The organism is Saccharomonospora iraqiensis subsp. paurometabolica YIM 90007 (genome assembly GCF_000231035.2).
Taxonomy (GTDB): domain Bacteria; phylum Actinomycetota; class Actinomycetes; order Mycobacteriales; family Pseudonocardiaceae; genus Saccharomonospora; species Saccharomonospora paurometabolica.
Window position 1 is genome coordinate 10328 of record NZ_KI912218.1, and the last position, 1254, is coordinate 11581.

A 1254-nucleotide genomic window follows, 5' to 3' on the forward strand; every position below is an offset into this window, starting at 1 on the left:
GCCGCGGCCACGGGCACGCCCGAGGCGCGCGCGGGGCGTGCCGGGCCGCGGGTGTACGTGCTCGTCGTCGACGGTCTGCGCCCGGACGAGATCACGGCACTGTCCACCCCGACGCTGCACCGGCTCCGGGCCGACGGGACCGACTTCCCCGCCGCGCGCAGCCTGCCGGTGATGGAGACCCTGCCCAACCACACGATGATGATGAGCGGGATGCGCCCGGACCGCACCGGAGTGCCCGCGAACTCGGTGTACGACCCGGAACAGGGCGCGGTGCGGACCCTCGACCGGCCGGACGACCTGCGTGCCCCGACGCTGCTGGAGCGGCTGCGGCGGGAGAAGGGGCTGCACACCGGCAGCGTGCTCAGCAAGGAGTACCTGTACGGCATCTTCGGCGAGCGGGCGGGCACGCGGTGGGAGCCGTGGCCGATCGTGCCGATCAGCGGGCACGCCCCCGACCTGTCCAGCACCACCGCCCTGCTCGCGATGGTCGACGAGACCGATCCCGACCTGGTGTTCGTCAACCTGGGCGATGTCGACCGGGTCGGGCACACCGACCTCACCGGCACGACCCTGCGCGCCGCCCGCGCCGCCGCGCTGGGCTCGACCGATGCGCAGGTGGCCCGGTTCGAGGCGTACCTGCGCCGCACCGGGCGGTGGGAGTCCAGCGTGCTCGTGGTGCTGGCCGACCACTCGATGGACTGGTCCCTGCCGCACCGGGTGGTGTCGCTGACGCCGTGCCTGGAGGCGGACCCGCTGCTGGCCGGACGGGTGGTCGTGGCGCAGAACGGCGGGGCGGATCTGGTGTGGTTCACGGGCGGCGAGCACGAACGCGCCGCGGCCGTGGAGCGGATCCGGCGGCGGGCACTGGACACCGACGGGGTGCTGTCCGCGCACACCCCGGCGGAGCTGCGGCTCGGGCCGGGGGCGGGCGATCTGGTCGTGTACTGCCGCTCGGGGTGGCGGTTCACCGAACCCGAACTCTGGTCGAACCCGATCCCGGGCAACCACGGACACCCGGTCACCGAGCCGATCCCGTTCTTCGTCGCCGGTGGTCACCCGGCGGTGCGCGCCGGGCACACCTCGTCGTCACCGGCCACGACGGTGGACGTGGCCCCGACCGTGGGCGCGCTGTTCGGACTGCCCGCACCGGACGGCGGCTACGACGGCACCGTGCGCGCCGAGGCCTTCGACCCGGACCGCCTCGGGACCGCGGGGGCGCGCGAGGACGCGCCGTCCCCGGCCTGACCCCCGCCC

General features: G+C 75.1%; 1 protein-coding gene. It reads left to right on the forward strand.

Annotated elements, in window-relative coordinates; genetic code table 11:
• Nucleotides 1–1245: alkaline phosphatase family protein (locus SACPADRAFT_RS26075; RefSeq protein ID WP_007027662.1), on the forward strand; the 1245-nt coding region annotated here is incomplete at its 5' end.
• Nucleotides 1246–1254: the final 9 nt, after the last annotated feature.